The sequence below is a fragment of the Vibrio sp. 2132-1 genome, assembly GCF_033344315.1.
The window spans coordinates 87123-113266 of the sequence record NZ_JAWPON010000008.1 but is presented as its reverse complement, the minus strand read 5'-3'; the positions used below and the strand labels follow the sequence as shown (position 1 = coordinate 113266).

Genomic DNA, 26144 nt, shown 5'->3' with positions numbered 1-26144 from the left:
ACCACATAGAAGCCCCGCTGAAAGCGGATAAAACCTTTTATCTTGGTAGTTTTCAGTTAATTACACAGAGAAATATTTCGTATTACGCGTTCAGCTTGCTGTGTTTATATTTTCAATTTTGTAGCACGCAGAATGCTCAAAAAGGAGCGTAAGTCATTTTAAAACATATTACAGGAAGAATAAGATACAAAGACATTCTTGCTGATGAATACATCTATGCTGCATCGCAAGAGAAAGCGTGGTGAGTCGCAATTAAATAAGGCACATATAAAACGGCACTGGCAACCTTTCGACGAAGGACGAATAAGAAGGCTTGCTCGGAGTGTGATGATAAGTGAAGGCTGTTCGTTGCTTGAAGACAAGTATGATGTCTTTAAATACAAAAAAGCCCGGCATAGAGCCGAGCTTTTGGTACACAGTTTCCAGAGTAACTCTGAAAAGCATAATTCCCGATAAGAGGAAATTAACGCTTAGAGAACTGTGGACGACGACGTGCTTTACGTAGACCAACTTTCTTACGTTCAACGCAACGAGCGTCACGAGTAACGTAGCCAGCTGCGCGTAGAGCAGGACGTAGAGACTCATCGTATTCCATAAGCGCGCGAGTGATACCGTGACGGATAGCACCAGCTTGACCAGAAATACCGCCGCCTTTAACTGTTACGTAAAGGTCTAGCTTTTCAGTTAGTTCAACTAGCTCTAGAGGTTGTTGTACAACCATACGTGCTGTTGGACGACCGAAGTATTCGTCAAGGTTACGCTTGTTTACTACAATGTTACCGCTGCCTGGTTTAATGAAAACACGTGCAGCTGAGCTTTTGCGACGGCCAGTGCCGTAGTATTGATTCTCTGCCATTTTCGAAATCCCCAATTAGATGTCTAGTACTTGTGGTTGTTGAGCAACATGGTTGTGCTCAGCGCCCGCGTAAACTTTTAGCTTACGGTACATAGCACGGCCTAGAGGACCACGTGGAAGCATGCCTTTAACTGCAAGCTCAAGAGCCATCTCAGGTTTACGATCGATCAACTTTTCAAAAGTGATAGATTTTAGACCACCTGGGAATTCAGAGTGACGGTAGTACACTTTGTTCTTAGCTTTGTTACCAGTTACAGCAACTTTCTCAGCGTTGATAACGATGATGTAATCACCAGTGTCAACGTGAGGAGTGTATTCAGCTTTATGTTTGCCACGTAGGCGAGATGCAATTTCACTTGCTAGACGGCCAAGAGTTTTACCTTCAGCGTCTACAACGTACCAGTCGCGTTTTACAGTTTCTGGTTTAGCAACGAAAGTTTTCATGCTAACAATAACCCGTTAATTAAATTTTAAACTTTAAAGGAACACCCAATAGTGCTCCCACACTGTCTAAGAGCCCAGTCATCACCCCTTCGAGTCGTTGGTACTCTCGACCTTCAATTTCGAAATAACTTCGATAATCAGGTCTGCAGTAACGGTGGGTCGCAGGATTATAGAGAAGAGCGAAGAAAAAATCACCTTTTTTTGCGCCAAATCACTAATTTTTTCTTCACTTTTTTAAGAATCCATTGGATCTAGGCCAAATGTTCACGCGCGAGATACTCATGACTTTGCATCTCAATAAGCCGAGACAAACAGCGCTTAAATTCGAACTCTAACTGCCCGTCAGTATATAAGTCGGCCATTGGCACTTCAGCAGAAATAATCAACTTAACATTGCGCTCGTAAAACTCATCGACTAGCGCGATAAAGCGTCTCGCCGCATCATCTATTTTTCGGTTCATTTGTTGAACATCTGCCAGTAATACAGTGTGGTAAATACGAGACAATTCAATGTAGTCATTTTGACTGCGAGCAGTTTGACACAACTGAGCAAACGACGCATGCAGCACCCCGTCGCTTGCTTCAATCACCGCTAGTTGACGGTGGTTAACTTCGATTTGATGAGCAACAAACTGACGCTCTCCAGTCAGCTGCTGATAATATTTGTTAAGGTTTATGCTAGCCTGCTCATCAAGCGGGTAATGGTATATTTCAGCCTGTTCTAACGTTCTTAAGCGATAATCAACGCCACTATCGACATTCAACACTTCACAACGTGCCAAAATCATATCGATCGCGGGCAAAAAGCGCGCTCTTTGCAAACCGTTACGATATAAGTTCTGCGGCTCGATGTTTGAAGTCGCGACTAGGATCATCTGCCGCTTGAACATTTCTTGAAGTAGCGTTGCAAGGATCATCGCATCAGTAATGTCGGAAACAAAAAATTCATCAAAGCAAACCACATCTGCTTCTTCTTTAAATTTATCCGCCACTTTTGATAGAGGATTTTCGACATCACCTAACAGCTTCAACTCATCATGTACTCGATACATAAATCGATGGAAGTGGACGCGCATTTTTCTTTGGGTCGGTAAAGCATCAAAAAATGCATCCATAAGGTAGGTTTTACCGCGACCTACCCCACCCCAAAAGTAAAGACCTTTTGGTGGTTCAGGCTTGTCGATTTTTTTCCCCATTAGCTTTTGCCATTTGGAAAGCTGAGGAACAGGCGCTGACTGAAATTCAACGATAGCATGGTAAAGCTTGTCTAATGCAACGACCGCTTGATACTGAGCTTCATCACGCTGAAACCCGTGTTCTGCTATGTCTTTTTTATATTGTTGTAGTGGTGTCATCGTATTAAGTCGTATAGAGGTATAGAGAAAAGGGTTACCTCGGGGTCAACTTTGAGAATAGAGAGAAGTAGTTATCAGTCCCCGAAGACATACTGCTATTTTTCTTTATCGGCTGTTCAAGCCATAGTAACATGGACGAGCACCGCGTGTAACTAAGTAGTAAAAGACTTGTTAAAACAACTATAAGGAGCAGTTATGCCTTGGATTTATGCCATTGTGGGTTTGCTGGTCGGTACAATCGTAGGCGTAGTCATTAGTAGACTAACCACCCCTGAATACAAAAAACAAAAGTCTGTGCAGAAAGAACTTGAAGCGGCCAAGTTTGAATTAGAGCAACAACGTCAAGAGCTCGTCGATCACTTTGCACAAACCGCAGAAATGTTGGACACCCTAGGTAAAGATTACACCAAGCTATACCAACATATGGCCAAGACCTCTTCTGAGCTTTTGCCAAACTTACCAGAACAAGACAACCCGTTTGATAAGAAAACGGCAATGTCGTCTGAAACCATTGCAGAAGATCAACCAGAGTTTAACGAACAACCAAAAGACTACGCTAATGGCGCCACCGGTCTTTTGAAGGATCAAGAGAAAGAAATCATTAATGCTCCCGAAGCGGTAACCGCAAAAGCATCATAATCCTCTCTTACTTCTATCTAGGGCCGATACATTTGTATCGGCCCTTTTTTGAACTTTTTCCCCTCACCTTCGCTCTAACTTGGGTGTGCACTGCCTCCCCTTTTGATTGTCCGAACTAGACCCTATATTAGTTATTAACAAAGTGAACTAACCGTTCGGATATTTCTTTTTGGCAGACATGTTTCAAGAGGAGTTATTGGATGAAAAAAACACTGCTTGCGCTCACCGTTCTATCTCTGAGTTTGGGTTCGATTATTGCCCCAGTTCAAGCCACTGCCGCATTACCTTTGAATGTGGATGGCCAACAGTTACCTAGCTTGGCACCAATGCTTGAGAAGGTGACCCCAGCTGTTGTGAGTATTGCTGTAGAAGGTAAACAAGTACAAACCAGCCGCATTCCCGAGCAATTTCAATTTTTCTTTGGCCCAGACTTTCCTATGGAACAAAGGCGAGAGCGCCCGTTCAGAGGTTTAGGGTCTGGTGTCATTATTGATGCGAAGAAAGGCCATATTGTCACTAACTACCACGTGATCAAGGGGGCAGATGAGATTCGAGTTCGCCTCTTTGACGGGCGCGAGTATGACGCTACGCTCGTTGGCGGTGATGAAATGGCCGATGTTGCGTTACTTAAATTAGAGAAAGCGAAAAACTTAACGCAGATTAAAGTCGCGGATTCCGACAAACTGCGTGTCGGTGACTTTACGGTTGCGATTGGTAACCCATTTGGACTCGGTCAAACTGTGACTTCGGGTATTGTTTCAGCCCTTGGTCGTAGTGGCTTAAACGTTGAAAACTTCGAAAACTTCATCCAAACCGATGCCGCAATTAACAGCGGTAACTCTGGTGGTGCATTGGTCAACCTTAATGGTGAGCTGATCGGTATTAATACTGCGATTTTAGGCCCTAACGGCGGTAATGTGGGTATTGGCTTTGCGATTCCATCAAACATGATGAAAAACCTCACTGATCAAATTCTAGAGTTTGGTGAAGTCAAACGCGGCATGTTGGGTGTGCAAGGTGGCGAAGTAACCTCTGAGCTAGCTGATGCATTGGGTTACGAGTCAAGTAAAGGGGCCTTTATTGGTCAAGTCGTACCGGACAGCGCAGCCGATAAAGCAGGGTTAAAAGCCGGTGACGTAATTGTATCGGTGAACGGCAAAGCGATTAATACTTTCTCAGAGCTCCGCGCAAAAGTGGCAACACTGGGCGCAGGTAAAGAAATCACATTAGGTGTGGTTCGAGATGGTAAGAATAAAACCTTTGATGTAACGCTTGGCGAATCTACGAATATGAAAGCTAAAGCGGAGACATTACATGAGGGACTCAAAGGTGCGGAGTTAAGCAATACAACACCAAGTGATGTAATCCAAGGTGTTAAAGTATCGAGCGTTGCAGATAACTCTCCAGCGGCTCAATATCAATTACAACAAGGTGACATTATTATCGGTGTGAACCGTCAACGAGTGAAAAACCTTGCCGAGCTTCGTACAATCGTAGAGAAACACAAAGGTGTACTGGCTCTTAATATTCAACGTGGTGAACGTACTATTTATCTTGTCATTCGTTAACCACTTTCAAAGTGATAGGAAATAAGGTTTTCGATGCATAGTACTGAGTGATAAGGCTCGATCACTTTTCCTTATCGCTCAATAACTAATGAAAAGGGCAGCGCGATGACGTGCTGCCCTTTTGTTATTTTTCAATGTAATGCTATTCTTCATCTTCGATGCCATTTTGGCGCTCACGCATGGAGAGGATATGCTCAGCTTTTTATTACGTTCTGTCTTTTTAGGCTTGGCTACTGCCGCAGTGGTATTACTGGCGGTTCCATCTTTGCGCAACAACGTAATTCCTGCCGCGCTTGATCCTCAACCTGTTAATATCGCATCAGTCGAGTTGACGTTTAATCAAGCGGTCCGAAGAGCAGCGCCTGCAGTGGTAAACATCTACAGCCGTAAGTATGTTGAGAATGATCGCAGTAAACTCTCGACTCAAGGCCTGGGGTCAGGTGTCATTGTTAGTGAGAAGGGCTACATCATTACTAACTATCATGTGGTTGCTCAAGCTGATCAAATTGTTGTGGCATTACAAGACGGCAGAGCCGCAGCGGCTCAGCTCGTAGGGACAGATAAACGTACTGATATAGCCGTGCTGCGTGTCGAAGGTTCGAATTTGCCCGTAATCCCTCTAAACTCTAATTACAAACCACAAGTGGGCGATGTAGTACTAGCCATCGGTAACCCATACAACCTTGGACAAACCACAACGTTCGGCATTATTTCTGCCACAGGTCGTTCATCTATTAGCGATGGTCGTCAAGCATTCATTCAAACCGATGCCGCCATCAATGAAGGTAATTCTGGTGGAGCCCTAGTGAACACACAAGGCGAGCTCGTCGGCATTAACACCGCCTCTTTTCAGCAAGCGACAGACTTAGAAACTTACGGTATTTCTTTTGCGATCCCTGCGCCGCTAGCGAGTAAGATCATGCAGAAAATCATCGCTGATGGCCGCGTGATTCGTGGTTATATTGGAATCGACGGCCAAGACATTAATGCGGTCACTGCTCGCCTACTTGGAAATGAACACATAGGTGGTATTGTCGTACTTGGTATTGATCCAAATGGCCCAGCCAATGCGGCTGGCTTTCAAAAACAAGATATCATTATCAGTATTGATGGCAATAAGGTTCAGGGGCGTCAGAGCGTTATGGATATCGTCACCGATTTACGGCCTGGCACCACCGTGGACGTCGGTATCATTCGCAAAGGAAAAGAGATGACCTTGAAAGTCACCATTGCTGAAGACAAGCAAGAAGCATAAAAAATCCCAGCCATTGGCTGGGATTTTTATTTGTGCGTTACTCGCTATCGCTCGGTGTTTCCGTCGTATCGGAATCATCTAGCTCAACTTCAATGCGAGTGACTCGCTGCAAACCTCTCGGTAATAACCCACCTCGGCGACCACGTTCGCCACGGAAGTTATCAAGGTCAGACGGTTTAAGACCCAACTTTCGCTTACCCGCGTACAGCGTTAACGATGCACCTTTTGGTAAAGACATTAAGTGAGATAGTACTTCTTCTCGCTCTTTTGCTTTAGCTGCAGGAATGTTGATGATCTTATTCCCTTTACCTTTCGCCAGTTGTGGCAAGTCTTTGATTGGGAACAGCAGCATGCGACCTTGGTTAGTGATTGCTAAGATTTCATCAGAGTCTAAATCTTCAATCTCTTTTGGCGTCATGATCTCAGAGTTGGCAGGTAAAGTGACGAGCGCTTTACCGCTGCGGTTTTTAGACAGCAAGTCCGCACCTTTACATACAAAGCCGTAACCTGCATCTGAACCCACCAGCCACAGCTGATCTTCTTCACTCATGATGACTTGGCGAATACTGCTACCAGCCGTAATATTCAAGCGACCGGTAATCGGCTCACCTTGACTACGAGCAGAAGGCAGTGAGTGCGATTCCAGAGAGTAACTTCGACCGTCACTACCTAGGAATACCGCAGGCTGATTACTCTTACCTCGAGCATGCGCTAAATACTTATCACCCGACTTATAGTTTAAGCCTTCGGCATCCACGTCATGGCCTTTCGCGTGACGAATCCAACCTTTCTCAGAAAGCACAACCGTGATTGGCTCACTTGGTACGAGGTCACGTTCAGTCAGCGCTTTTGCTTCTGCACGCTCAACCATTGGAGAGCGACGGTCATCACCGTATTTCTCTGCGTCTGCTTTGATTTCTTTTTTCAGTAGTGTGTTCAGACGACGCTCAGAACCGAGTAGCTGTTCTAGCTTCTCACGCTCTTTCTCTAGCTCGTCTTGCTCACCACGGATCTTCATCTCTTCTAGTTTTGCTAGATGACGAAGTTTGGTATCTAAAATTGCATCCGCTTGGATATCGGTAATACCAAAGCGTTCCATCAGCACCGCTTTTGGATCGTCTTCAGTACGGATGATCTCAATCACTTCATCTAGGTTGAGGTAAGCAACCAACAAACCTTCCAAGATGTGTAGACGAGCCATTACTTTGTCTAGGCGGTGTTGTAGACGACGACGCACAGTCGTACGACGGAACTCGATCCACTCAGATAGAATTTGCACCAGACCTTTAACTTGAGGACGGTTATCCAAACCAATCATGTTCAAGTTAACGCGGTAACTGCGCTCAAGATCCGTTGATGCGAACAAATGGTTCATCAACAAGTCACAATCGACGCGGTTTGACTTAGGCACCACAACAATACGCGTTGGGTTCTCGTGATCCGATTCGTCACGAAGATCGTCAACCATTGGCAGCTTCTTCGCACGCATCTGGTTAGCGATTTGCTCAAGCAGTTTGGCACCCGATACTTGGTGAGGCAAAGAAGTGATAACAATATCAGAACCTTCTTTATGCCAAACCGCGCGCATTTTGATGCTGCCACGACCGTTGCGGTAAATCTTCTCGATATCCGCTTGCGGCGAGATAATTTCTGCTTCTGTTGGGTAATCTGGACCTTTGACATACTGCATCACGTCCGGCAGTTCTGCTTTCGGGTTGTCGATCAAATGAATAGTCGCATCTGCGATTTCACGAACGTTGTGCGGTGGGATGTCTGTTGCCATACCAACGGCAATGCCGGTTACACCGTTGAGCAGGATGTGAGGCAGACGTGCTGGCAACATTTGTGGCTCTTTCATTGTGCCATCAAAGTTAGGTTGCCATTCAACCGTGCCCTGGCCAAGTTCGCCAAGCAATACTTCAGCAAACTTAGACAGTTTTGCTTCGGTATAACGCATTGCCGCAAATGATTTCGGATCATCTGGCGCACCCCAGTTACCTTGACCATCCACTAATGGATAGCGGTAAGAGAATGGCTGAGCCATCAATACCATCGCTTCGTAACACGCTGAATCACCGTGCGGATGGTATTTACCTAGCACGTCACCAACGGTACGTGCAGATTTTTTGTATTTTGCTGATGCAGAGAGACCAAGCTCTGACATCGCATAAATGATGCGTCGTTGAACCGGCTTTAAGCCATCACCAATGTATGGCAAGGCGCGGTCCATGATTACGTACATCGAGTAGTTCAGATAAGCGTCTTCAGTGAACTTGCGCATTGGCAATTGTTCGACGCCATCGTAGGTAATTTCTGTAGACATCCGTTACACCTCTGCCAAGTCGCCGTTGTTTTGTAGCCAAGAACGACGGTCATCTGCACGCTTTTTACCTAGCAGCATGTCCATCATTTCCATGGTCGCCGTAGAGTCGTCAATGGTTAACTGCACTAAGCGACGCGTGTTCGGATCCATGGTGGTTTCACGCAACTGAAGTGGGTTCATCTCACCCAGACCTTTGAATCGTTGCACGTTGATTTTGGCTTTCTTCTTCGACAAGCGCTCTAAAATGCCATCTTTTTCATCATCATCGAGGGCGTAGAACACTTCTTTCCCGCAGTCGATTCGATACAGAGGCGGCATCGCCACATAGATATGACCCGCTTCCACTAGTGCGCGGAAGTGACGAGTAAATAGAGCACAAAGCAGCGTTGCGATGTGAAGACCATCCGAGTCCGCATCGGCAAGGATACAGATCTTACCGTAACGAAGACTCTCGAGGTTGTCGCTATCTGGGTCAATACCCAAAGCAACTGAGATATCGTGTACTTCTTGAGACGCAAGAACTTGATCGGCAGAGACTTCCCACGTGTTCAAGATCTTACCACGCAGTGGCATCACAGCTTGGAATTCACGGTCACGTGCCTGTTTTGCCGAGCCACCCGCAGAGTCACCCTCCACAAAGAAGATTTCAGTGCGACTTAAGTCCTGTGCTGAACAGTCGGTCAACTTGCCTGGCAGTGCCGGACCGGACGCCACTTTCTTACGTACGACTTTTTTCGCCGCTCGCATACGACGGTGCGCGTTAGCGATACAGACTTCTGCCAATTGCTCTGCGAGCTGAGGCTTTTCGTTCAACCAAAGGCTGAACGCATCTTTGACTACGCCAGAGACAAATGCCGCGGTTTGACGAGAAGAGAGACGTTCCTTGGTCTGGCCTGCAAATTGCGGGTCTTGAATCTTAACCGACAGCACGTAAGAACAGCGGTCGAAAACGTCATCACCCGTTAGCTTCACACCACGAGGTAATAGATTACGGAACTCACAGAATTCGCGCATCGCTTCCAACAAGCCTTGGCGTAAACCATTAACGTGCGTACCACCTTGAGCGGTTGGGATCAGGTTAACGTAGCTTTCGGTGATCATCTCACCGCCTTCTGGCTGCCAAATTACCGCCCAGTTTGCCGCTTCAGTATCCGCCAAGAACTCACCAGTAAATGGTTCTTCAGGAATAACTGGATAGCCTTTTACACCTTCCGCAAGATAGTCTTTCAAACCATCTTCGTAGTACCACTTATAGTCTTTGCCATTAACTTTGTCGGTTAATGTGATTTCTAAGCCCGGACACAAAACCGCTTTTGCGCGCAGGTTGTTGACTAAGCGCGTCACAGAGAAGTTAGCCGAATCGAAGTACTTCGCATCAGGCCAGAAATGTACGCTGGTACCGCGATTGCGACGACCACATGTGCCAGTTACGGTCAGATCAGACACTTTCTCGCCGTGTTCAAATGCAATTTCATACACTTGACCATCACGACGAACTGTTACTTCAACGCGTTTTGACAACGCGTTTACTACAGATATACCTACCCCGTGCAAACCACCAGAGAATTGGTAGTTTTTGTTAGAGAACTTACCACCCGCATGTAGCTTACATAGAATTAGCTCTACGCCTGATACTTTCTCTTCTGGGTGGATATCAACAGGCATGCCTCGACCATCATCGATCACTTCGAGTGATTGGTCAGCATGTAGGATGACTTGTACTTTTGAGGCATGTCCGGCTAGCGCTTCATCGACACTGTTGTCGATAACTTCTTGGCCCAAATGGTTTGGGCGCGCTGTATCCGTATACATCCCTGGTCGGCGACGTACTGGCTCTAAGCCATTCAGTACTTCAATGGCACCAGCATTATATTGTTCAGTCATAATACGGAATTATTCTCAAAGTTTACTTGTTGCCTGAGTATCACCAATGGGCGTACCCATACTCAGGAAACGAAAAAGCCACCCTGTTCACATCACTAAGAGTTTGTAAACATGATGCATAACAAAGTAGCCAGGGTCCTCGACCCTTAAGATCTTTTGGCAAAACATAGTCGGAAAGCATACCGCCCATGTCAAGAAACGGTTGGATATATCAATAAAAACTATGAGCCTTTTCCAATCGCTTTCGAATTACAGTTCTAGAAATTCGATAATCTGTGCAGGATAACGCTCAAAGCCTACAAAACTGTGATCACCGCCTTGTTCTACTGTTTGCTTAGCGTCTGCAAACTTATCTACCGCTTGTCGATAGTCTAAAACCTCATCTTCTGTTTGTTGCAATAACCAAAAAGAATGTGGCGACGCGATGCTTTGTACATCAAGAGCTTTTAACTCGTCAATATGACAAGCTTCAAGTGTATAGGTTTCATGCGTATATGGGTTAGTTTGCTTACCCAAATAATCTACTAGCAACTCATAAGGCTTGACTGCGGGGTTGACCACTACCGCTTTAAACCCAAACTTGTCATTTAGCCACGTTGACATAAAACCACCTAATGAGCTGCCCACTAGACCAATTTTATAGTCGTCTTTATATTGCTCGATAATATCCAACAACATTTTCGCCGCTTGCTGAGGATAACAAGGTAACTGGGGAACAATCACCTTAATATCAGGCCTATGTTGCTCGCAGTAGGCTCTCATCACATTCGCTTTAATGGAGAGTGGAGAGCTATTAAAGCCATGGATATAGAGAAGAAGTGAAGGTTTACTCATAGATATCTCGCACAAAAAAGCGAGCCCGAACAGAGAGCTCGGGCGCGTTAGTAGCCGTTAGAAGAGAAGTCTGGTTGGAACTGGCCATCAGGAAGCCGACCTACTTGGGTCGTAATATCGCCACAAGCGTGTAGTTGCAGCTCCCGCCAACCAGGCGAAGTGGTATCAAGGGCAAAATCATCCGAGTTAGGCTTAAACTGAACACAAGTTGAGGGTGTTGCCATCACTCGAATGCCCTTGTGAAGCACATTCATATCTTGATGAACATGACCACAGAGAATGCCTTTCACGTTATCAAAACGCTCGACAACCTGCCAAAACGCTTCGGCATCTTTTAAAGTATGTTGATCAAGCCACGCGCTTCCGACCAGTAACGGGTGATGATGCAACAAAACAAGTGTGTGTCTTTCTGGGTGTTCGGCTAGCTTTTCTTCGAGTAGCGTTAATTGCTGATCACTCAAGCGCCCATGAGGAACGCCAACAACTTGCGAGTCTAAAAGAATTAACTGCCAATGCTCGCCAAGCAACACATGCTCTGCGGCTTTGATTTGTGGCGAAGGCAAAACACTGCCCATATTAGGCTTGTAATCATGATTACCAGGTAGCCAAAAGCAGTCTTTCTCTAGCGGTTCAATGCCGTTGGCAAAGCGCTGATAAGATTCTGCACTATGGTCTTGGGAAATATCGCCTGTCGCCAAGATGTAATCAAACGCCACGTTGCGGCGTAAAACATCAGCAACAACAGCATTGAAGCTATCGACTGTTTTTACGCTTAGCAAACTTCCCTCATCGGCAGCAAACAGATGAGTATCCGTAATTTGTAAAAGTTTGATGCTGTCACTAGATGATTGCAAAATGAAAACCTGATTCGTCCACTATATCGTTATTTGTTATTTTCCTTTAGTGACGTGACGATCAATTGAAGGCAAGTGGTGTTCTACTGATACCACTTCGTAAACAAAACGTCAGCCATTCACCGAGGAATGTGTTTAATTGATGCTTTTCATCTTTCTGCATCAGTTGGTCATTGGGATAATCATACTTAGCTTTTATGCGAGAGAACTCTCCGCTTGAGCATACTTCGGCTACTCTCGCATCATGATAAAGCCTGACAGACATCGTCGGTAAAGGAAACACTGGCGTTTCATCACTCTGACATATCTCAACAACTGTGGTGTATTTTGTGATTTCATTCACGGTCAATTGGTAAACCATGTTCGCCGCTTGGTAGCAACGTACATCCCCAACTTCAGCAGAAGCAGGCAATAAGGCATTCAATTTAGCGTAGTTGGTCTCATACGTTCTCATAAGACCAGCTAAATCAACATGATATCTCTGTTTTTCAGCCAATTGTGCCATTACTCACTCTCCACCGTTTGGGATAGTCCCCATTCTGACTTTAACTCTTGATGGTGTAATTGCAGCCATTGCAACGCAATAATCGACGCACCATTTTCAAATTTTCCGTCCTTCACCCATTGATACGCCGTTTCACGACTCATGACATGAACTCGGATATCTTCATTCTCATAGTCTAAACCATGAATGCCGTGCGCTTTAGACGCATCCACTTCACCAACAAAGACGTCTAGCTTTTCCGAGCAACCACCAGCCGAAGGATAATAGGACGTAACAGGTACAACGCGCCCCACCTGAATCCCCGCTTCTTCGACAGCCTCTCGACGAATTACAGCTTCAGCAGATTCATCGCGGTCAATCATACCGGCGACAATTTCTAGCTGCCAAGGGTGTTCATGTTCCAACGCGCCAATACGAATCTGTTCAATGATTACGACCTGGTCCGTCTTTGGATCATAAGGAAGCATCGCTGCTGCGTGACCACGCTCGAACATTTCTCGTTCGACAACTCCACTCCAACCACCAGCAAATAGCTTATGCTGAAAGCGGTATTTCACCATTTTGAAAAAACCTTCAAATAAGGTTTCTTTCGAGATGACTTTTACATCTCGCGAAGTAAAATCTTGTTGTTGTTTGTCACGCTGTTGCATTCAACACCTCTCTGAGTGAATCCTGTAGTTTACTCATTGTTATTCGCTTGCTCAAAGGACTTGGCTCAACTTTTTGTATAATAGTTACAAATTAATTTAAGTCTTTGCTAAAAATTTATTGCACAAGTGGATAATTACGTGTAAAAAAGTGCAAACTTTAGAGTAAATATCGTGCAAATTGAGTTAAACTACTGAGAATTAACCAATCTATGGACCGCGGGAATAGAAAATGAAAAAATTGCTTCCACTATTTATCAGTGCAGCGCTAGGTAGCATGAGTACGTCTGCGTTCGCAGACTCTTTGGCTGAAATCTACGACTTGGCAAAACAAAATGATCCACAATTGCTCAGTGTAGCAGCACAACGTGACCAAGCTTTCGAAGCAATCACCTCAAGCCGTAGTGCTCTATTACCACAGATCAACCTTACTGCGGGTTACAATTTAACTCGTGGTGATACTGAATACGATTCAAATTTAATTAGTGACGTATCAAACGATGGCAACGCGCTAACCGCTGGCGTTAGCTTTTCACAAGCACTTTACAACCGCGCATCTTGGATCTCTCTAGATACTGCTGAGAAAAGTGCTCGCCAAGCAGACGCAACTTACGCAGCGACGCAACAGGCACTGATTCTTCGCGTGTCACAAGCGTATTTTGAAGTTCTACGCGCACAAGATAATCTTGTTTTCGTACGTGCAGAAAAAGCCGCGGTTGGCCGTCAACTTGAGCAAACTAAACAGCGTTTTGAAGTAGGTTTGTCTGCAATCACTGACGTGCATGACGCACAAGCTCAGTACGACCAAGTGCTAGCGGACGAAGTGTTGGCAGAAAACGCGCTCACTAATAGCTACGAGTCACTGCGTGAAATTACAGGCCAAGAGCACAAAGATCTCAACATTTTGGACACTGGCCGCTTCACTGCTAGCCCATCGACCGTACCAGCTGAATCGCTCATTGATGAAGCAAAAACCAAAAACCTGACCTTGCTATCATCACGTATTCTTCAAGACATTGCGCGTGACAATATTTCACTAGCAAGCTCTGGCCACCTACCAACACTCTCTCTAGACGGTGGTTACAACTACGGTGATACTTCTCATAGCTCTCGTGACAACACGACAGACAACTTCAATATTGGTGTGAACCTTGCTGTACCGCTATACACAGGTGGTAACGTAACCTCTCAAACCAAACAAGCTGAATACGCGTACGTGGCAGCAAGCGAAGATCTTGAAGCACAGTACCGTAGCGTAGTCAAAGATGTTCGCGCACAAAACAACAACATTAACGCCTCTATCGGCGCATTACGTGCGTATGAGCAAGCGGTTATTTCTGCACGCTCTGCACTAGAAGCAACAGAAGCTGGCTTTGATGTAGGTACTCGTACTATCGTTGATGTACTGGACGCGACTCGTCGTCTATACGATGCGAACAAAAACCTATCGAACGCTCGTTACGACTACATTTTAAGTGTTCTTCAGCTACGCCAAGCAGTTGGTACGCTAAGCGAACAAGACATCTTGGACGTTGATGCAGGTTTGAAAGCGGCAAAATAACCGCTAACTGAATACTTCAGGTCTTAATAAATAAAAAACGCCAGTTGAGTTATCAGCTGGCGTTTTTTATTACTTGTAGTTCAGAGCCTAAAAGTGCCTCTGAACTAAAAGTATCAAAAAGGCCGCACTTAGCGACCTTTATGAGCAAATAGCATTTCAATGCTAACAAACAGCAGGCTTAGCCCTTACCGCCTTTGATTGCATTAATGATTTCACTGGTCGAGCAGCCATCTTCAAAGTTCAATACACGAACTTCACCACCCGCCGCAATGACTTCTTTACCACCAGCAATCTCTTCTGGTTTGTAGTCACCGCCTTTTACTAGCAAGCTTGGTAGAACTTCTGAGATCAAACGCTGCGGCGTATCTTCACTAAATGGTACAACCCAATCCACAGCGCCCAAACCTGCCAACACCGCCATGCGGCGATCGGTTGGGTTTACCGGACGACCAGGGCCTTTAAGGCGTTTTACTGACTCATCGGTATTTACCGCAACGATTAGGCGATCGCCCAGTTCAGCAGCATGGTTTAAGTAAGACACATGCCCAGCGTGCAGAATATCAAAGCAGCCATTTGTCATAACGACTTTCTCGCCACGAGCTCGTGCTTTTTTCACCGCTTCGATCAGTGCTTTTTCTGAAATCACACCGTAATCCGTGTCTTGGCTGCCATGTACCGCTTCTGCTAGTTCAATCTCAGAAAGCGTTGACGTGCCTAGTTTACCAACTACAACACCTGCCGCTGCGTTTGCTAGTGCACACGCTTCTTCAAATGATTTGCCTGCGGCAACAGACGCTGCCAATACAGAGATAACCGTGTCGCCCGCACCTGTCACGTCGTACACTTCTTTCGCTTGAGTTGGAAGGTGGAACGGTTCCTGACCACGACGAATCAAGGTCATTCCGTTTTCGCTGCGTGTCACTAAAAGCGCTTCAAATTCAAACTCTTCAACCAAAGCCAGTGCTTTCTCTACTAGCTCTTGGTCAGATTTCACTTTACCTACAACGTCTTCGAACTCTTTCATGTTTGGCGTAAGAAGTGTTGCGCCACGGTAGCGTTCAAAATCCGCACCTTTCGGGTCAATGAAAACCGGAATATTTGCTGCGCGCGCTTTTTGAATGTATGCCTGAACATGCTCTAACGAACCTTTTGCGTAATCAGACATAATCACGGCTTTAACGTTTGGCAGTGCGGCATCCATTCGAGATAACACTGGCGCAGAATCTGTGTTTTCAAACTTGTCTTCGAAGTCGAGACGAATAAGCTGTTGTCCACGGCTCATTACACGAAGCTTCGTAATCGTTGGGTAATCAGGCAGTGCAACGAAATCGCACTTCACATTGAGTGAGCTCAGCGTCTCCGTCAGCACTTTTGCAGGCTCATCTTTCCCAGTCAGACCAACAATGTGAGCATGGCCACCTAGTGATGCGATGTTCATCGCAACGTTCGCAGCACCACCAGGACGCTCTTCATTGTTTTCTACTTTTACAACAGGAACCGGCGCTTCAGGAGAAATGCGCCCGGTTGGGCCATACCAGTAACGATCTAGCATGACATCACCGATGATGAGCACACCAGCGCTGTTGTAATCAGGTAGAATTGGTTTCATTGTTGGTCTCCAAAAATTAAATCGAAGTGAGTTTATCACAGCCCTTATCGAGGCTAAATATATGGTCTTAACTGAACCACTGATTCCAAGCCTGTTTTACCCACTCCCTTTCGGCAACAAACTTATCTTCCACCACATCAGCGTCTAAATTGAGTAGATTTCGGCGGTGTATTTCGTTGCGCATTGTCGTGTAAGCACGTATCAACTGCATTGCTTGGTCTTCGTCCATAACATCTTGCGCAATGAGCGTTTCAAAGATGCGCACATTATCACACCAACGCGTCAATTTCGGCTTATCGTGACTATAGTTGAGCACTAGGTACTGAGCGAGAAATTCGATATCGGTAATCCCACCTACATCTTGCTTGAGCATAAAGCGGCCTGGCTTTTTACCCCCAAGATGACCGCGCATTTTTTCTCTCATTTCGACAACGTCTTTTTTCAGTTCAGCTTGATCGCGTGCTTTGCACAGCACATCATGCCGCGTATTGTGAAATGCAATTGCCAGTGGTTCATCACCATAAATCATGCGCGCGCGGACAAGTGCTTGATGCTCCCATGTCCACGCGTCTTGATGTTGATAGTCGTCGAACGCGTCCGTTGGACTAACCAACAAACCCGATGCACCGGACGGACGCAATCGGGTATCGACCTCGTATAAAATACCGGAAGCGGTGCGAGTGGAGAAAATATGAATGATACGCTGTGCTAAACGAAGGTAGAACTGACGACCATCAATCTCTTTTTTGCCGTCAGTGTAGACATTGACTGGGCAGTCATGCATGAAGACAATATCCAAGTCGGAGTTATAGCCGAGCTCCCACCCTCCGACTTTACCATAGCCAATTACAGCAAAGCCTTTACCTTCACGATCTTTCACATGCGTTGGCTCGCCGTACTTTTCAGACACTTGCAACCAAGCCTGACTGATCACCGCATCAACGATAGCTTCCGCTAAATAAGTTAAATGGTCACTCACTTTCATCACTGGCAATGCGCCAGCAATATCTGCCGCTGCAATACGCAAAATACAAATTTGCTTAAACTGACGCAACGCTTCCATTTGCTGTTCCATATCATCTTCAGGAATACGCGCCAAATAATCACGTAGCTCTGTACGGTAACTGTCTAATGGAATGGGATTGTACAGCTGCGCAGGGTCGATCAACTCATCAAGCAAGATAGGATAACGAGACAGCTGCTCTGAAATCATTGGGCTTGCGGTACACAAACGTACGAGCTGCACCAGAGCCGCTGGATGCTCATCCAATAATTCCAAGTAAGTCGTGCGAGTGCAGATGTTGTGTAGCAAGTGAAGTACACGAGATAAACCAAACTGTGCATCAGGATGGGCAAAGACCGCATCAAACACTTTCGGCATCAAACGATTGAGCACTTCGCGTCCACGTGGGCCTAACGTTTTTTTGGCCAGATCGGTTTTAAAGTTGATGATGGTTTTCGCGCATGAAGCAAAGTCTTCAATCTGAATATCCTGCTGCAAGATATGCTCAAGAACATCTTGTTTGTCGGCCATATCCCATAGCTCATGAAAATGACGAGCAACGGTAGTCCCCTCGTCTTCTTCATCATCACCAATTAGTGATTCAAAAACTTGGTGAACATTTGCCATATGCTGCTGGGTTTGCTCAATCAATTGATCCCAACAGCTCATTTTCATCGCGGTGGCGAGCTTTAAGCGTTCGGTTTCGCAATCAGGCAGCGTCTGGGTTTGCTTATCCGCCATTGCTTGCAACAAGTTTTCTAATTGACGCAAGTACTTGTATGCGGCTTCTAGATCGCTGACTTCTTGTGGAGTAAGCAATGCCAGTTCTTCAATGCCTTGCAGTGTTTCCAACAGCCCTCGATTACGTAAAGAAGGTTCTCGACCACCTCGAATCAATTGAAAAACTTGAGCGATAAATTCAATTTCTCGAATGCCACCCGCACCTAGCTTAATGTTGTTATTCAACCCTCGGCGGCGAACCTCGCTACTGATCATCGACTTCATTCGACGCAAAGATTGAATCGCACTGAAATCAATATAACGACGAAAAACAAAAGGGCGCAGCATTTGGCGTAGCTCTTGATACTGCGGGTACATCTCACATCCCATCACCCGAGCTTTGATCATCGCGTAACGTTCCCAATCTCGCCCCTGTTCTTGGTAATAATCTTCAAGTGCGGCATAGCTCATTACCAAGGGGCCACTTTCTCCAAATGGGCGAAGTCGCATGTCGACGCGGTAGCAAAAACCATCGAAGGTTTGTTGGTCGAGCGCTTTGATGATGCGTTGACCAAGACGAGTAAAGAACTGGGCATTGGCAATGCTTCGGCGTGCGCCTTGGGTTTCGCCATTCTCTGGGTACGTGAAAATTAGATCAATATCGGAAGAAAAGTTTAGCTCGCCACCACCCAGTTTCCCCATGCCGATAATTAACATCGGCTGCACTTCACCGTCCTCACTTGTTGGCGTGCCCCACTCCTGACAACACACTTGATATTGCCATTGATAGGTTTCAAAAATCATCGCTTCTGCCAACTCAGATAAGTGGCTTAAAGACGTCTCTAGAGACCATGCATGCGTGAAATCCTTCCACGCAATGTACACCATTTCTCGGTTGCGAAACTGACGCAACACGCGATGACCAGACATCTCATCAGGACATTGTTCCAACAGTTCAGCAAGACGTGAGCGGTAAGACTCCTGACGACTTGGCTGCGCTAACATACTTGGCAACTCACGGGCTAGGACTTCATCGCGATGAATGGCTTCGGTTATAAATTGGCTTAAGCCCGCCACATAACGAAATTGCTGCGCAACCTCATCGGGCCAAAGGGGAAAATAACCTGCGTCTTGGGCGTTTTGTACGGCAGATTCAGCGATAGAAATCAGTGGCGAAGGCAGCTGCATTTTTCTTCCTTGTTTGAAAAGCACGGTAACTCATTCTTTATACCAGACTGAAAGCAAATAAAAACGCCCACAAAAGGTTTGTGGGCGTTTTATCAAAAGTTCGGGATCGAATATTAAACTTGGAAAGATTTGATCTTCTTGTCTAGCTCACCTGCATTATTTTGCATCATTTCAGAGGTTTCTAGCAGCTCGGTAACAACAACAACTGAGGCTTCAACCAACTCACGTACATTGGTGAGGTTTTGGCTCATCTCTTCTGCAACACTGCTTTGCTGACCAGACGCCGTCGCGATCTGGAAGTTCATGTCATTGATTTGCGTCACTTGCCCAACAATACCATCGAGCTCAGATCCAGCATTAGAAACCAGCTCGTTTCCATCTGCCGCTTCCACAACGCTTTTTTCCATGAGTTCTACCGCAGATTCAGCACTGGTTTGCAGCTGTGCGATCATCTCTTGAATTTCTACCGTCGCTTGTTGTGTACATTGGGCTAGGTTACGAACTTCATCTGCAACCACAGCAAAACCCCGCCCAGCCTCGCCAGCTCGCGCCGCTTCAATCGCCGCATTCAGTGCAAGCAGGTTGGTTTGCTCAGAAATGCCTTGAATCGTCCCTACAACGCTACCAATGGCTTCAACACGTTCTTCAACTTGGTTAACCGCTTGTGCCGATGAAGCGATATCCGACGAAAGTTCACTCATTTTCGCCATTGTACTTTGCAAGAACTGCTGACCAGAAATTGCTTGTGCGGAAGCTTGCTCTGTCAGAGAAGATGCCGTCTGGGCATGTTCCGCAACCGTTTGGACCGTCGACGACATTTCACTCATCGCCGTAGCAAGTTGATCAATTTCGTTAAACTCTTCTTGCGCCGATTCCTTCGTTTCCGACATGCTCAGTGTCATGACTTCGGTGAGCGTTGATAATTCATCAGACGCATTAATTTGCATTTGAATCACATCGTGCAATTGTCGACGTGTCTTTTCTAATTCACGTGCCACGTCTCCGTATTCATCTTTACAATCCATACCAAATGGAACAGAGAGGTTCTTGCTCGCCATCAGTTTGATCGCGTCGCTCAGATACTGTGTTTGACGCAACATCACTCTAGCCGCCGCTAATAAGAGCACGACAAAAACCACTATCAATAAGGCGGTTTGCCAAGCAACTTGCTTTAAGTATGCTTCATAATGCTGTTGGGCAACTTGCGCGTTTTGTGTCGCCGCTAAAAGTGAGTCGTAAAAAGTGTTTGCGTCCCACAGTTGTTTTGCCACGATCAGGACAGTACTGAAGACCATCAACATGACCATTTTAGGCACCAGTCGAATGTCGGATATGACCCTTTCCCATGGCTTAAATGCCAGCTTTTCCATTGTCAGTTCTCCACCGAGTCTTATATAGTCTTTATCTATAATCTTTATATTACTTATAGTTATGTTCGCGCTTTGCGTGGTTACGCGATTTATTTTGAGCTTCGTATGAAAAACAATGATATCAAAGACAGCACACGACCGATGGGCCTGTTGTCACTAATATTGTCTTTTATGGCACTATTTGTGATCTCTGGCTTGTTGTTTTTCCCGATCGATCACGAAACCCGTCAAGTTCTTATCGGTCTGGATTTCATAATCTGTAGTATTTTTCTACTACAGCTCACCATTGATTTGATCCGGTCCACAGATCGCTGGTTATTCCTTAAACGTCATTGGATAGATTTCGTGGCGAGCATCCCATTGATAGAGCCCCTGCGCTTTGCTCGTATTTTTCATATTATGCGAGTGGTATTAGTACTGCGTTCGTCAAAGTTCATTTTGCATCAGCTCAAAGAAAACCGCCGCGAAACCACGGTCGCCTCTATACTGCTATTGATGGTTATCCTCATAACACTCGGTTCTAGTGCAATGCTGTTTATCGAAGCGAAAAACCCAGAAGCGAATATTCGTACTGGCGCCGATGCTTTGTGGTGGGTATTTGTAACAATCTCAACGGTTGGTTACGGCGATCATTATCCAGTGACCTCCATAGGAAAGTTTTTGGCTGTCATCATCATTGTTTGCGGGGTGGGTATCTTTGGTATGATCTCGGGTCTTATCACCTCTATCCTTACTGCCCCAACGAAACAACAGACGCACAGTTCAATCAATAAAGAACGTATGCTCGAGCAGCTCCTAAGCCAACAAGCGCAAATACTAGAACGACTCGATTTCATGGAAAAAGAGCTACAACAACGTAAAACAGAGACAAAAAAATAGGACCATGCGGTCCTATTTTTTTGTTCTTATCACCAGAACGATCATTCACGCCAATAAGGCTGAACTTCCACACTGATCGCTCGGGTTTGATCCATTGCATGCAAAATTGAGCGCTCTTGACGGTGCAACCAGCGTTCTAACTGCTCTTTTTCTGCGTCTTCCAGCATATCAACCAACGGGAGTAAGTGGTTCAGCATTAGCAGATCATCGATACCATGCACTAGATCCGCCCATGGTAAACGGAAGCTGTTACGCTCATCCGAGTTATACAAACTCGCGAAACCAATACCAGTATAGAGGTTACGCAATAAGCGATAACGCTGATCAACGTACTCTTGCGCCGTCAAATCGCGCTCTGCTGGGAAAGCTTCCATTAGCTCAGCCCAAGTGCGATCGAGCTGAGTAACTGAAAACGGCATGATGTTACTTGCCATTTTTTCACGTGCTTTTTCATCAAGAAATGGCTGCCAACCGCGCGCTAAGATCCAGCGGCTTAGATCCAGCAGTAACCCTGTGTAACGCGCGGAATTGAGCAACCCTAGCACTTCTTCACGGCTTGGCAACTCTTGTAACTGCTGAGTCAACTCAGATACTAAGAACTTACGCGCATCCAACTTGCGCAGCACATTGCCTTTGTCATCTAAAAGCTCTTCAAGGTGTGCATGCTCATCCAACCAACTCAGTTCTTCTTCCAACCATTTAAGCTCTTGGCGCAGAATCGCGCTCGCGCGACGAGGGACAATCCCGCCAAAAATAGTCAATGTTTGACGAATGAAACGAATGGCATTACTGATTTCACGCAGTGCTTCCACGCTGTCACGCTCAGCATAAATTTGCTCGTGATAATGCCAATGAGACAAAGCGTGCTCTAAAGAGTTGATCAAGCAAAATTCAACGGTATCCGTCGGACTACTGTCCACAAGTGCCAATGATTTTACTTCATCACCCGCATAACCGCTTGCAAGTCGATAACCTTTCGCCGCTTTGCTCAAGTTACCCAAACGCATACCACCTTGCTCGCAAAAGCTGCGTGCCAGCGTGAATAAAGCTTCGGTTTGGCCAGACTTAAGTTCCAGTTCAACTTCGCAAATCGGCTCTTGCTTATCTTCTTCGTCTTCACCTTTGGCTACAACTAAACCTTGGTCAAAGGCAACTTCAATCTGACTGCCATCGGGCATGCCAATCAGCCATTGTTCACGTGTGAAGTTGGTCGAGAATAATGGCATAAGCTCGGATTGCAGCGTTTCTGCATCTTTACCTGGAGGCCAAATATCTAGAGGATGAAGCGACAGATCAGGCTCGTCGCTAGTGTGCTCAGCATTGTATTCTGGTCTTTGATGTAAGCCTGCGACGACGCGTCCTGCTGTCTTTACGGTTTGGACGAATACATCATCAAAACGGCGAATTCTTAAACCAATGTCGTGCTTTCTAAGCCATTTATCGGCAGTATCAAAATAGGTGTTACCCAAGTCACGACAACTATGCTGAAGTACTTTTGTCTCAGAAATTTTTTCTTTTAAAGTTTCTGAAAATTCAGGAGAAACAAAAAACTTCAGTTCTATTTCGGTTTCCATAGCTATACCTTTCAAAGCAGATAGAAACAGGATATTGCGTAATTTCTCACACGGCAAGAGAGAAATATCGCCGGAATGATGATCTAAAACAGTTTTAATGAGCGATTTAATGCGTTACCATGCGCGCCTTTATAGCCATCGTTCAACATTTCGCCAAGCACTCAGAAATGGTGTATGTTTTTTTAAGGTTATAGTTATTAGGTTGAATGACCATGCCAGTAAATACAATTATGGGGTTATTTGCAAAGTCCCCAATTAAGCCTTTGCAACGCCACGTTGTGTGTGTCAACGAATGTTGTTCACACTTGGTGAAATTCTTTGAAGTATCTTCAAAGGGTGATTGGGAAAAAGCAGCAGAAATCCGTGCACAAATTTCTCACCTAGAGAAAGAAGCGGATGTGCTGAAACGTGAAATCCGTCTAAAACTGCCTCGCGGTTTGTTCATGCCAGTCGACCGTACTGACATGCTTGAGCTTTTGACTCAACAGGACAAACTTGCAAACCTGGCAAAAGACATTGCTGGCCGTGTATATGGTCGTCAACTTGTCATCCCTGAGGCTCTCCAACCAAACTTCCTCGCTTACGTTCAACGTTGTCTTGATGCTGCCGATCAGGCGCAAAAGGTAATCAATGAACTTGATGAATTGCTAGAAACCGGCTTCAAAGGCCGTGAAGTGACGCTCGTCGCTGAAATGATTCATCAATTAGACGTTATCGAAGATGATACCGATGCCATGCAGATTGAACTTCGCCAACAGTTGATGGTGATTGAAGCTGACATGAACCCTATCGATGTCATGTTCCTGTACAAGATTCTTGAATGGGTAGGTGGTATTGCCGACCAAGCGCAGCGCGTAGGTGCTCGTTTGGAAGTCATGCTATCTCGATCTTAAAACATAAAGTTAACGACATAACGAAGAGCATAATTAACACGTGTCATAGGGACGATGACTATTTTCATCGTCTTATGGTTTGGCGCGCGTAAAATTTTGTTCCGCTTGTTATAAAACAACTAGGTATTACGATGGATATCCTTGCGAACTACGGCACTGTCCTGATTATTGTTGCAGCGATTTTTGGTTTCATGATGGCGATTGGTATTGGCGCGAACGACGTTGCTAATGCGATGGGTACATCTGTAGGTTCAAAAGCGCTAACTGTAAAACAAGCTATCATCATTGCGATGATCTTCGAATTTGCAGGTGCTTACCTTGCAGGCGGTGAAGTAACCGACACTATCCGTAAAGGTGTAATCGAAACTTCTTTATTTGCTAGTCAACCAGATGTTCTTGTCTACGGCATGATGTCTGCGCTTTTGGCAGCAGGTACATGGCTGCTTCTTGCTTCTTACATGGGCTGGCCAGTATCAACGACTCACTCAATCATAGGTGCAATCATTGGTTTTGCATGCGTATCAGTAGGTACTGAAGCGGTTGACTGGGGCAGCGTTCAAGGCATTGTTGGTAGCTGGATTATTACGCCAGTGATTTCAGGTTTCTTTGCTTACGTTATCTTTGTCAGCGCACAACGCCTGATTTTTGATACAGAGAACCCTCTGTTTAACGCGAAACGTTTTGTACCTGTTTACATGTTCATCACAACAATGGTGATTGCACTTGTAACCATCAAAAAAGGTCTGAAACACGTTGGTCTTCACCTGACCAATGGTGAAGCCTGGATGTGGGCAGCAGCAGTTTCAGCACTTGTGATGATTGGCGGCTACGTATACATCCAGAAAAAATTCGCTAATCGCGAAGAAGACCGCAGCTTTTCTGGCGTGGAAGGTATCTTCAGCGTTCTGATGGTTATCACCGCTTGTGCGATGGCATTTGCACACGGTTCAAACGACGTTGCAAACGCCATTGGTCCACTGTCTGCTGTCGTATCGACTGTTGAACACATGGGCGAAATCAGCACGAAAAGCACCATCGCTTGGTGGATTCTACCTCTTGGCGGTATTGGTATCGTGGTCGGTCTTGCAACACTGGGTCACAAAGTAATGGCAACCGTTGGTACAGGCATCACTGAGCTAACGCCTAGCCGCGGTTTTGCAGCACAGCTAGCAACAGCATGTACGGTAGTTCTAGCGTCTGGTACAGGCCTGCCAATTTCAACCACTCAAACATTGGTTGGTGCGGTTCTCGGTGTTGGCTTTGCTCGTGGTATCGCAGCACTGAACCTAGGCGTAGTTCGTAACATCGTGGCATCATGGATCGTTACACTACCAGCGGGGGCGTTATTGGCCGTAGTATTCTTCTACGGACTTCAAGCGATGTTCGCTTAAGACACTCGTCAATAGAATGTAAGCGCTTTGTCATTATTGACTCAAACGCACAGAAAGGGAGGCTTTGCCTCCCTTCTTTGTTGCACCGAGGTTTGAAACTGCATACTATTCGTCTATTTCCGGCTCCAATCATTCGGTGCCAACGCTGTCTCCAAGAAAAATCGTTAAGGGATTTACTGTGAAAAAACTAATCATCACGGTTTTGTTTACTTTGCTAGCAGCGCCAGCGGCCCTAGCAGCAGACCGTTATATTTCTGATGACCTCTTCACTTTTATGCACTCAGGTCCAAATAACACCTACCGTATTATTGGTAGTGTTAACGCCGGTTCTAAAGTACAACTGATTAAAACCAACCGAGATACTGGCTACACGCAAGTTCGTGATGACCGTGGTCGCACTGGTTGGGTACAAAGCAAGTTTGTGACAAACCAAGAGAGCATGGCAATTCGCCTTCCTCGCATTGAGAAAGAGCTAGCCGAAGTAAAAGAGCAGCTTGCTAATGCTCGTCAAACTTCTGATGCAGAGAAAGCCGGTCTTGTTACCTCTCTCGAAACACGTAACCAACAAATTTCAGATCTAGAAAATAAATACTCTGAGATCAGCGATCAGCTTACTTCTGTTGAAACAGAAAACCGCGAGCTACGCGCAAAACTGGATACACAAAAAGATGACATGCTGCTTAAGTACTTCACTTATGGCGGCGGTGTCGCAGGTTTAGGTTTACTATTTGGTTTGATTCTTCCGCATGTCATGCCTCGTAGAAAGCGCTCTCCTGCGGGTTGGGCATAAAC

General features: G+C 45.7%; 21 protein-coding genes. 8 read left to right on the top strand and 13 right to left on the bottom strand.

Annotation, left to right across the window (positions count from 1 at the left end; all coding sequences use genetic code 11):
- Positions 1-463: 463 nt before the first annotated feature.
- The 3 genes from rpsI to zapE all read right to left on the bottom strand — a co-directional run bounded on the left by rpsI (position 464) and on the right by zapE (position 2655).
- The gene (gene rpsI, locus R8N47_RS10940) at positions 464-856 is read right to left on the bottom strand and encodes a 30S ribosomal protein S9 (RefSeq protein ID WP_005372876.1); all 393 of its coding nucleotides are present in this window, start codon (positions 854-856) and stop codon (positions 464-466) included.
- A 15-nt stretch (positions 857-871) separates the two neighbouring features.
- A complete protein-coding gene (rplM, locus tag R8N47_RS10935; protein ID WP_005372872.1) occupies positions 872-1300 on the bottom strand; it encodes a 50S ribosomal protein L13 in 429 nt (142 codons plus the stop codon).
- Positions 1301-1551: 251 nt separating this feature from the next.
- Positions 1552-2655 (bottom strand): cell division protein ZapE, encoded by a 1104-nt coding sequence (zapE, locus tag R8N47_RS10930; protein ID WP_064353619.1) that lies wholly within the window; start codon positions 2653-2655, stop codon positions 1552-1554.
- A 195-nt stretch (positions 2656-2850) separates the two neighbouring features.
- Here zapE and zapG point away from each other — a divergent pair, with 195 nt between their 5' ends.
- The 3 genes from zapG to degS all read left to right on the top strand — a co-directional run bounded on the left by zapG (position 2851) and on the right by degS (position 6117).
- Entirely contained in the window at positions 2851-3294 is a 444-nt protein-coding gene (zapG, locus tag R8N47_RS10925) for a Z-ring associated protein ZapG (RefSeq protein ID WP_005379861.1), read from the top strand.
- Positions 3295-3494: 200 nt separating this feature from the next.
- A complete protein-coding gene (locus R8N47_RS10920; RefSeq protein ID WP_064353618.1) occupies positions 3495-4862 on the top strand; it encodes a Do family serine endopeptidase in 1368 nt (455 codons plus the stop codon).
- A gap of 190 nt (positions 4863-5052) precedes the next feature.
- Positions 5053-6117, top strand: coding sequence for an outer membrane-stress sensor serine endopeptidase DegS (degS, locus tag R8N47_RS10915; RefSeq protein WP_017633606.1), 1065 nt, complete (start codon positions 5053-5055; stop codon positions 6115-6117).
- A gap of 37 nt (positions 6118-6154) precedes the next feature.
- Here degS and parC read toward each other — a convergent pair whose 3' ends face one another.
- The 6 genes from parC to nudF all read right to left on the bottom strand — a co-directional run bounded on the left by parC (position 6155) and on the right by nudF (position 13167).
- Complete coding sequence (gene parC, locus R8N47_RS10910; protein ID WP_017633605.1) at positions 6155-8440, bottom strand: DNA topoisomerase IV subunit A; 2286 nt, start codon at positions 8438-8440, stop codon at positions 6155-6157.
- Positions 8441-8443: 3 nt separating this feature from the next.
- The gene (gene parE / locus R8N47_RS10905; protein WP_005387417.1) at positions 8444-10324 is read right to left on the bottom strand and encodes a DNA topoisomerase IV subunit B; all 1881 of its coding nucleotides are present in this window, start codon (positions 10322-10324) and stop codon (positions 8444-8446) included.
- A 249-nt stretch (positions 10325-10573) separates the two neighbouring features.
- The gene (gene yqiA / locus R8N47_RS10900) at positions 10574-11158 is read right to left on the bottom strand and encodes an esterase YqiA (RefSeq protein WP_064353617.1); all 585 of its coding nucleotides are present in this window, start codon (positions 11156-11158) and stop codon (positions 10574-10576) included.
- Positions 11159-11205: 47 nt separating this feature from the next.
- Positions 11206-12012, bottom strand: coding sequence for a 3',5'-cyclic-AMP phosphodiesterase (cpdA, locus tag R8N47_RS10895; protein ID WP_005387419.1), 807 nt, complete (start codon positions 12010-12012; stop codon positions 11206-11208).
- A gap of 61 nt (positions 12013-12073) precedes the next feature.
- The gene (locus tag R8N47_RS10890) at positions 12074-12517 is read right to left on the bottom strand and encodes a DUF1249 family protein (protein WP_005379879.1); all 444 of its coding nucleotides are present in this window, start codon (positions 12515-12517) and stop codon (positions 12074-12076) included.
- Positions 12517-13167 (bottom strand): ADP-ribose diphosphatase, encoded by a 651-nt coding sequence (gene nudF / locus R8N47_RS10885; RefSeq protein ID WP_005387421.1) that lies wholly within the window; start codon positions 13165-13167, stop codon positions 12517-12519. Before nudF ends, R8N47_RS10890 begins: the two co-directional genes overlap by 1 nt.
- 229 nt (positions 13168-13396) lie before the next feature.
- On the opposite strand from nudF, the gene tolC reads away from it, so the two are divergent.
- Positions 13397-14725: an outer membrane channel protein TolC gene (gene tolC / locus R8N47_RS10880; RefSeq protein ID WP_005379884.1), complete on the top strand. Its 1329-nt coding sequence runs from the start codon at positions 13397-13399 to the stop codon at positions 14723-14725.
- Between the two features lie 178 nt (positions 14726-14903).
- Here the strand turns inward: tolC and hldE are convergent, their stop codons facing one another.
- The 3 genes from hldE to R8N47_RS10865 form a co-directional block, all read right to left on the bottom strand.
- Positions 14904-16334, bottom strand: a complete 1431-nt coding sequence (gene hldE / locus R8N47_RS10875) for a bifunctional D-glycero-beta-D-manno-heptose-7-phosphate kinase/D-glycero-beta-D-manno-heptose 1-phosphate adenylyltransferase HldE (RefSeq protein ID WP_064353616.1) — start codon at positions 16332-16334, stop codon at positions 14904-14906.
- Between the two features lie 67 nt (positions 16335-16401).
- Positions 16402-19245 (bottom strand): bifunctional [glutamate--ammonia ligase]-adenylyl-L-tyrosine phosphorylase/[glutamate--ammonia-ligase] adenylyltransferase, encoded by a 2844-nt coding sequence (gene glnE / locus R8N47_RS10870; protein WP_064353615.1) that lies wholly within the window; start codon positions 19243-19245, stop codon positions 16402-16404.
- 113 nt (positions 19246-19358) lie between these two features.
- Positions 19359-20615 carry a methyl-accepting chemotaxis protein gene (locus R8N47_RS10865; protein ID WP_064353614.1) on the bottom strand — a complete coding sequence of 419 codons (1257 nt, stop codon included), beginning with the start codon at positions 20613-20615 and terminating at the stop codon, positions 19359-19361.
- A gap of 105 nt (positions 20616-20720) precedes the next feature.
- On the opposite strand from R8N47_RS10865, the gene R8N47_RS10860 reads away from it, so the two are divergent.
- Positions 20721-21494, top strand: coding sequence for a potassium channel family protein (locus tag R8N47_RS10860; protein ID WP_005387432.1), 774 nt, complete (start codon positions 20721-20723; stop codon positions 21492-21494).
- Positions 21495-21535: 41 nt separating this feature from the next.
- Here the strand turns inward: R8N47_RS10860 and R8N47_RS10855 are convergent, their stop codons facing one another.
- The gene (locus R8N47_RS10855) at positions 21536-23068 is read right to left on the bottom strand and encodes an inorganic triphosphatase (RefSeq protein WP_064353613.1); all 1533 of its coding nucleotides are present in this window, start codon (positions 23066-23068) and stop codon (positions 21536-21538) included.
- 212 nt (positions 23069-23280) lie between these two features.
- On the opposite strand from R8N47_RS10855, the gene R8N47_RS10850 reads away from it, so the two are divergent.
- From R8N47_RS10850 to R8N47_RS10840, 3 genes are all read left to right on the top strand, one after another.
- Positions 23281-23961, top strand: coding sequence for a TIGR00153 family protein (locus tag R8N47_RS10850; RefSeq protein WP_005379896.1), 681 nt, complete (start codon positions 23281-23283; stop codon positions 23959-23961).
- Positions 23962-24092: 131 nt separating this feature from the next.
- Positions 24093-25352, top strand: coding sequence for an inorganic phosphate transporter (locus R8N47_RS10845; RefSeq protein WP_005379898.1), 1260 nt, complete (start codon positions 24093-24095; stop codon positions 25350-25352).
- 178 nt (positions 25353-25530) lie between these two features.
- The gene (locus tag R8N47_RS10840) at positions 25531-26142 is read left to right on the top strand and encodes a TIGR04211 family SH3 domain-containing protein (RefSeq protein ID WP_005379900.1); all 612 of its coding nucleotides are present in this window, start codon (positions 25531-25533) and stop codon (positions 26140-26142) included.
- Positions 26143-26144 lie beyond the last annotated feature (2 nt).

Bases quoted from the DNA above. Each gene is read 5' to 3' on its own strand.
- yqiA (WP_064353617.1), bottom strand. From the start codon at position 11,158: ATGAGTAAACCTTCACTTCTTCTCTATATCCATGGCTTTAATAGCTCT.
- glnE (WP_064353615.1), bottom strand. From the start codon at position 19,245: ATGCAGCTGCCTTCGCCACTGATTTCTATCGCTGAATCTGCCGTACAA.
- parE (WP_005387417.1), bottom strand. From the start codon at position 10,324: ATGACTGAACAATATAATGCTGGTGCCATTGAAGTACTGAATGGCTTA.
- R8N47_RS10860 (WP_005387432.1), top strand. From the start codon at position 20,721: ATGAAAAACAATGATATCAAAGACAGCACACGACCGATGGGCCTGTTG.
- zapE (WP_064353619.1), bottom strand. From the start codon at position 2,655: ATGACACCACTACAACAATATAAAAAAGACATAGCAGAACACGGGTTT.
- parC (WP_017633605.1), bottom strand. From the start codon at position 8,440: ATGTCTACAGAAATTACCTACGATGGCGTCGAACAATTGCCAATGCGC.
- zapG (WP_005379861.1), top strand. From the start codon at position 2,851: ATGCCTTGGATTTATGCCATTGTGGGTTTGCTGGTCGGTACAATCGTA.
- rplM (WP_005372872.1), bottom strand. From the start codon at position 1,300: ATGAAAACTTTCGTTGCTAAACCAGAAACTGTAAAACGCGACTGGTAC.
- R8N47_RS10890 (WP_005379879.1), bottom strand. From the start codon at position 12,517: ATGGCACAATTGGCTGAAAAACAGAGATATCATGTTGATTTAGCTGGT.
- hldE (WP_064353616.1), bottom strand. From the start codon at position 16,334: ATGAAACCAATTCTACCTGATTACAACAGCGCTGGTGTGCTCATCATC.
- tolC (WP_005379884.1), top strand. From the start codon at position 13,397: ATGAAAAAATTGCTTCCACTATTTATCAGTGCAGCGCTAGGTAGCATG.
- R8N47_RS10855 (WP_064353613.1), bottom strand. From the start codon at position 23,068: ATGGAAACCGAAATAGAACTGAAGTTTTTTGTTTCTCCTGAATTTTCA.
- R8N47_RS10850 (WP_005379896.1), top strand. From the start codon at position 23,281: ATGCCAGTAAATACAATTATGGGGTTATTTGCAAAGTCCCCAATTAAG.
- R8N47_RS10865 (WP_064353614.1), bottom strand. From the start codon at position 20,615: ATGGAAAAGCTGGCATTTAAGCCATGGGAAAGGGTCATATCCGACATT.
- R8N47_RS10845 (WP_005379898.1), top strand. From the start codon at position 24,093: ATGGATATCCTTGCGAACTACGGCACTGTCCTGATTATTGTTGCAGCG.
- R8N47_RS10920 (WP_064353618.1), top strand. From the start codon at position 3,495: ATGAAAAAAACACTGCTTGCGCTCACCGTTCTATCTCTGAGTTTGGGT.
- rpsI (WP_005372876.1), bottom strand. From the start codon at position 856: ATGGCAGAGAATCAATACTACGGCACTGGCCGTCGCAAAAGCTCAGCT.
- nudF (WP_005387421.1), bottom strand. From the start codon at position 13,167: ATGCAACAGCGTGACAAACAACAACAAGATTTTACTTCGCGAGATGTA.
- degS (WP_017633606.1), top strand. From the start codon at position 5,053: ATGCTCAGCTTTTTATTACGTTCTGTCTTTTTAGGCTTGGCTACTGCC.